Annotated in this window: 5 protein-coding genes; 2 read left to right on the forward strand and 3 right to left on the reverse strand. The window is 63.9% G+C overall.

The window, feature by feature from the left end:
* Positions 1-11 precede the first annotated feature (11 nt).
* From KA184_08375 to KA184_08385, 3 genes are read right to left on the reverse strand one after another with little or no spacing between them, the layout of a single operon-like run.
* Positions 12-1,601 (reverse strand): FGGY-family carbohydrate kinase, encoded by a 1,590-nt coding sequence (locus KA184_08375; protein ID MBP8129585.1) that lies wholly within the window; start codon positions 1,599-1,601, stop codon positions 12-14.
* 50 nt (positions 1,602-1,651) lie between these two features.
* The gene (locus KA184_08380; protein ID MBP8129586.1) at positions 1,652-2,305 is read right to left on the reverse strand and encodes a class II aldolase/adducin family protein; all 654 of its coding nucleotides are present in this window, start codon (positions 2,303-2,305) and stop codon (positions 1,652-1,654) included.
* On the reverse strand, positions 2,302-3,774 hold the full coding sequence (locus tag KA184_08385) for an aminotransferase class III-fold pyridoxal phosphate-dependent enzyme (protein MBP8129587.1): 1,473 nt from the start codon (positions 3,772-3,774) through the stop codon (positions 2,302-2,304). Before KA184_08385 ends, KA184_08380 begins: the two co-directional genes overlap by 4 nt.
* A gap of 159 nt (positions 3,775-3,933) precedes the next feature.
* On the opposite strand from KA184_08385, the gene KA184_08390 reads away from it, so the two are divergent.
* Together KA184_08390 and KA184_08395 are read left to right on the forward strand one after the other, a co-directional pair.
* Positions 3,934-4,605 (forward strand): CPBP family intramembrane metalloprotease, encoded by a 672-nt coding sequence (locus KA184_08390; GenBank protein MBP8129588.1) that lies wholly within the window; start codon positions 3,934-3,936, stop codon positions 4,603-4,605.
* Positions 4,606-4,873: 268 nt separating this feature from the next.
* Positions 4,874-6,015: Gfo/Idh/MocA family oxidoreductase (locus KA184_08395; GenBank protein ID MBP8129589.1), on the forward strand; the 1,142-nt coding region annotated here is incomplete at its 3' end.

The following is a 6,015-nucleotide window of genomic DNA, read 5'->3' on the forward strand; positions in this document are numbered from 1 at the left end:
GCCACCGCGGTTCACCGCGCGCGAAATGCGTTCAGGCGTCGATAGATCTTCTTGTTCTTCCTGTAAAGTTCCACAAATTCCCGGAATTGCCGGTCGTACACTTCCCGTGTTTCCGGCCGGGGCGCATAGAGCGCCTTATGCCGCACGATGCGCGGCACGTCGTCCAACGCAATCAACCCCAGCCCCAGGAATGCAATGAACGCCGCGCCCAGCACGTTCACCTGGATCGGGTCCGCCATCTGGCGGATGGGGCGGCGCATCACGTCCGCGAAGATCTGGCACCACACGTCCGAATTTGCGCCACCGCCCGCCAGCGTAATCGCTTCCAGCGGCCTCTTCAGGAAACGCTCCACCGGCGCCAGAAGCCACCGGTTATTGAACGCTACTCCCTCGAAGACCGCCCGGATAATGTCTTCCCGCGAGTTTTCCAGCGACAGGTTGTGAATCGCGGCCCGGATATAGGGGTCCTCGACAGGCGAGCGCTCGCCGTAACTCCATGGCGTGAAGATGACCCCGTTGCTGCCCGGAGGCGTCTTCTCCGAGATGCGATCCATGATCTTATAGACGTCCGGGACTTGCGCCTCCGCGAGCAGTTCGTCCTTGTGATACAGAACCTTGTCCCGGAGAAAGGTCAGGTTGCCGCCCGCCGTAGCCTGCAGCGCAATCATCAGGTACCGCCCGGGAAACGCACAGGGCACCGACGCAATTGCGGAGAACGGGTCCGTCTTCTTGAAGGGCACATGCGCGGCCAGCCACGAAGACGTGCCGATATACAGGTGCGCCTCGTAATCGCGCACGGCGCCCGAGCCTACCGCGGCCGCCGTGGTGTCAATCGCGCCCGCCACGACAGGGACGCTGGACGGCAAACCAAGCGCATCCGCGACGTCCGGCTTGATCGTGCCGATGACCTCCGTGCACGGGACAATATCGGGAAACTTCTCGCGCGCGATGCCGCTGTTACGCACCAGAACATCACTGTAGGTAATCCGGGCGGAATCCCGGTTGTCGGTCACCCAGGAGGTAAGGATGGAATCGCCGGTCGCCACGCACCTGCCCGTCAACCGCAGATTCATGTAGTCTAGCACGTTGAGGAACTTCGCGGTCCTGGCGTAGACGCCGGGAAACTCGTATTTGATGAGCAGCATGTGGGCGGCGGGGTCTTTCCCGGTCAATGACGGCACACCGCCGGTCAGCCGGATCCAGCGGTAGAGCCGCACCGGGCCAAAGCCGGCAACCGTGACCCAGCCGCGCGTGATTTTTTTCAGGTGTTCCACTCCCCGCGTATCCATCCACAACACGCAGGGCCGCAGCGCGTTTCCTTCGGCATCCACGGCGACCGTGCCTTCGCCTTGGGTACTGCAACAGATGGCGGCGACCTGGTCCGGCGAGGCCGCGCCCTGCCGCAGCAGCCGTTGGCTCGTGCTGAGAAACGCCGACCACCATGCCTCGGGGTCTTGCTCCGCCCCGCCGTTGGCGAAGAGGTTGGTGGCAACGGGCTCGAATTCCCATCCCGCCATTTCGCCGTTTATGGAAACCAGCGCCGTCTTGCATCCGGAAGTGCCCAGGTCAACGGCCAGCACGTACTTGTCAGCGCTTGGCACGGGTCTCTCCTCTTCGCCGGTCTTCTATGCCCAGGCAGGTATGAGCGGCGCTACTTCTGCTTCCATTGTCTGGAGTACTTGCGGAGGAAGAACTGATGCATGAGAGCGGCTTCGAAATAGTTGATGCCCTTTGCGCCGCCCAGAAATTCCGCTTCTATAAATGCCTTGCATCCTTTTTCGAGCACCTGGCAGCACAGGAAGGCCTCGTCCAGGTCGCGGCCCAGGCAAATGGCGCCATGATTCGCCATCAGCGCGGCCATGCGCCCGCGCAATGCGCGGACCGTGGCGCGCACGATCTTCTTCGTGCTCGGCAGCGCATAATCGGCCACACGCACGCCCGGGCCGATCAACTGCGCGATGTCGTCCAGGATCGGCGGCAATTCGCGCCGCGCGGCGGCGAGCGTCGAAGCATTCGGAGAATGCACATGGATGACCGCGCCTATCTCCTTGCGCTGGCGGTACACCTCGAGATGCAGTCCCTTTTCGCTCGACGGTTTCGGCCCTTCGTAGGCGCCCGTGGCGAGGTCGACGAGGGGCATATCCTCGTCTGTGAGCGCGGCATAGTCCGCGCCGCTCGGCGTGATGATGACCTGGCCGCCGAGACGCACGCTCACATTGCCCCACGTGCCGACCACGAGGCCTGCCCGCACCAGGCGCGTGCCCATTTCGCGCACCGCCGCCCGCGCTTGCCGTACGTCGTTCATACCGCTGCTTCCTTGTTGAGTGCGGAGCGGTCCACATGGTCCATAACCCGCTCGAACCGCGCCAGCGCGTCGTCGATGACGTCGTCCGTGTCGGCCATGCTCGTATAGAGCCGGCTGCCCGCCAGCGTGATGATCCCTTCCGCCAAGTACGCTGCGCCGTATTCCTCCATCGCGTGCTTGCGCGCCTTGATCTCCTTCAAAACGCGCAGAATATGCAGGTACTCGAGTTTGACGAACATGCCGCCAACCGTCTCGAGATGGCAAATGGAACCCTGATTGTACGCGACGAACGGCAGGCCGAGCCGCTGTATCAGGCCGTTCAACCCGCGGGTGAGCCGGTCGCCCGCCAGCCCCGCCTTGCGGCACGCGCCGGTCCGCTCGATCTCGCGAATGGCAAAGTAGCCTGCCGCGGCGCTCAGCGGGTTCGCCGCGAGCGTGCCGCCGACGTAAGCGCGCTTCTTGCCGCTCTCCAGACCCGCCGCCATGAGCAGGATCAGGTCGCGCCGCCCCCCCACGCCGCCCGCCGCGGGATACCCGCCCGCCACGACCTTGCCGAAGATGGTGAGGTCGGGCTGCACGCCGAAGTAGCCTTGGGCGCCACCCAGGCCGATTCGAAAACCCGTGACGACTTCATCAAAAATGAGCAGCGCGCCGTACTTGTCACACAGGCGCCGCACTTCCGCGTTGTGGTTCTTGTCTACAGGCCAGGTGCCGCTTTCCGGGCCGACCGGCTCCACGATCACCGCTGCCGTGCCGCCGCGCAGCCGGTTCAGGAACAGCCGCCGCTCCAGCGATTCGATGTCGTTCGGGGCGGCTTCCGTGGTGTATTTGACGCAAGCCCGCGGGATGCCGTGCGCCTCGAAACGGCCGCTGCGCGGGATCTTGAGGCTGTAGACCATCTGGTCCGACCAGCCGTGATAAGCGCCGCCCATCTTGACCACATAGTTCTTGCGCGTGGCCAGGCGCGCCACGCGGATCGCCGCCATCACGCTCTCGGTGCCGCTGCCCAGCATGCGGAACATCTCGACCGCGGGCATGTGCCGCGCAATCTCCTTCGCGATCTTCAATTCAAACTCGTGAAACAGGCCCGTGACCGGCCCGCTCTTTCGCAGCAGCTCGATCACCGGCTCCAGCACGCCCGGCGGATTCGAGCCCAGAACCGTCGGCCCGCCCGCCTGCAAAAAGTCGATGTACCGGTTCCCGTCGAGGTCGTAGAGGTACGGTCCTTCGGCCCGGTCAATCACCAGTGGAAACGGATAGTTGAACGAGAGGTTGTGCTGCACCCCGCCCGGGATGAAATCCTTCGCCTCCGTGATCATCGCCTTGGACATCGCGCATTGCGTGTCCAACCGGTCCAGATACGCCTGCAGCGCATCCCGCCGGATCGTTACCGGCGGCAGCGACATCAGAGTATCCAGCTTGCGGTAGATTTCCCGAACGTCGGGGTATTCCGAGATAGCGTACGACATGAGACTCCCTTGCTGTTGACGGTCCCTTATCATGCCATGCGGGGTGGTATGCCAGTCCACCATCGCGGCTGTCCCCATGCGGCGGCAAAGTTTATGCCGCGGGAACGGTTATACTATGCAGTCGGCAACGGGCCGCCGCTTACCTCGGAGATGCAGTCTGTGAGCAACCGTGATCTTCAGACAAGACGGCAGATCGATTGGACGGACCTGAAATTCGCGATTTGGCTAGGGGTCATTGCGGCAACAGTCAGGCTGTTGGAACTGAAGTTTCCCAGTTCGCACTTCAGCAGAACAACAACGGACGTCATAGCCTCGGCGCTCACGGTCGGCTACATCCTCGCACGAGCCCGGCGCCAGCCGGAAAAGATGGACGGCTGGGGCATTACCACCCGCCTCACGTTGCCGGCCCTGCTCGCCGGGCTTGCACTGCTTGGGCTGTCCGTCGCCATGCTGGCCGTTGCCGGAATCCTGGTTGCCGGGAAGATCTCATTCGAGCCTGCTTTTGTGCCGCAAATGATCGAGTACCTTCCGGCCGGATTCCCTCAGCAGTTTGTGCTGTGTTCGATAGGCTTGACCTCGCTCGCGACGCTGCGGCCGCTTCGCGGCCCGTGGCGCTTGCCCCTCGCCGTGGGGCTGGCTTTCAGCCTCGCGCATTTTTGGACTCCCGCCCGCATTCCAGGCACTATTGTGCCGGTTCAGATGCTCATTACATTCCCCGCGGGCTTTGTCGCCGCCTTCTATTTCCTGACGTTCCGGAACATTCTGCCGCTGACGGCCAGCCATGCCGTTCTTTACCCGCTGCTGCACAACTGGATCGAGTCGCACCTGTAGCGCGTTCCGTTACGCATTACACGCGTTACCGCGGCACCGCGGCACCGCGGCACCGCGCGGCGGCGGCACCGGCGCATGCGGATATTGAACCGGGCCCGGGCGCTCTGGTCAAATGCGGTTCGGAGGCATTGTCTCCATAACGGCAAATAGCACACGCGGCCGCGCGTATCCCCGTGCCGGGGACGATGTTCGGCGGCACGGGTCATCTGTTCGCCGCACGCCAACACAGTCACGACCCAGGGAGAATTCAACCATGAGCCATGCACGCCTGACCACGCGCCGTCAATTCCTGCGCGGCGCGGCCGCCGCAACCGCCGCGACTGCTGCCCCGTATCTCATCCCCGCCCGCGCGTTGGGCAAGGACACAGCCGCCCCGGCAAGCGAGCGGATAACGCTGGGTGTCATCGGGATGGGCCCGCGCTGCAGGTACGTGCTGCCGCAGATGCTCGAACAGCCCGACATTCAGTGTATCGCCGTGGCGGATGTCCAGGCCAGCCGCCGCGACGCGGCAAAGGAATTCGTGAACAAGCATTACGGCAACACGGACTGCGTCCTGTATCGCGATTTCCGCGAACTGCTCGAGCGCCGGGACATCGACGCCGTGCTTGTCGCCACGGGCGACCGCTGGCATGCCACCGCATCCATTCTCGCCGCGCAAGCCGGAAAGGACGTGTATAGCGAGAAGCCTTGCGGGCTGACCATCGGCAACTGCCAGGACCTGGCCGACGCCATCAAGAGCACGGGCCGCGTGTTTCAGGCGGGGACGCAGCGGCGCAGCGTCGACAACTTCCGCAAGGCTGTCCAACTCGCGCAATCGGGCAGGCTCGGCCGGATTCACACGCTCCATGCCAGCGTGTACACGCCGGAGATCAGGACTGCGTGGCTGCCGGGGGAACCAACGCCTGACCCGGACGTCGTCGACTGGAACATGTGGCTGGGCCCCGCGCCGTGGCGGCTCTACAACAGCGAGTATGTCAAAGGCGGCTGGCGGGGCTACTATGATTTCGATTCCGGCGCGCGCCTGTTGGACTGGGGCGCGCACACCGTCGACCTGTGCCAGTGGGCAAACCAGGCTGATGACACAATGCCCGTCTCTTTTGAACCCGGCGAAAAGGGGATCACGGCGACCTATGCCAATGGCGTCAGGCTGATGATTCATTTCCTGGAAACCCCCTTCGAAAAGCGGCCGGGATGGATCCAGGAGTTGGGGACGTGTCCCGTCCGTTTCGAAGGCGACGAAGGCTGGGTCGAGACCGGCGACAGCGGCGGCATGGAGGCCCAGCCCGCGTCATTGAAGCAAGAGCTGCCTCAGCCGGCCAAGGGCGAGCCCGGCCTCGATGTCCAGGCGCACGCCCGGGACTTCTTCGACTGCATCAAGTCACGCAAACCTGCGGCGGCCAACGCGGAGGT

The sequence above is a fragment of the Candidatus Hydrogenedentota bacterium genome, assembly GCA_018005585.1.
Taxonomy (GTDB): Bacteria; Hydrogenedentota; Hydrogenedentia; order Hydrogenedentales; family JAGMZX01; genus JAGMZX01.

What these genes read in the sequence shown, in the direction of transcription:
- KA184_08380 (MBP8129586.1), bottom strand. Translation starts at nt 2,305, where the DNA reads ATGAACGACGTACGGCAAGCGCGGGCGGCGGTGCGCGAAATGGGCACG.
- KA184_08385 (MBP8129587.1), bottom strand. Translation starts at nt 3,774, where the DNA reads ATGTCGTACGCTATCTCGGAATACCCCGACGTTCGGGAAATCTACCGC.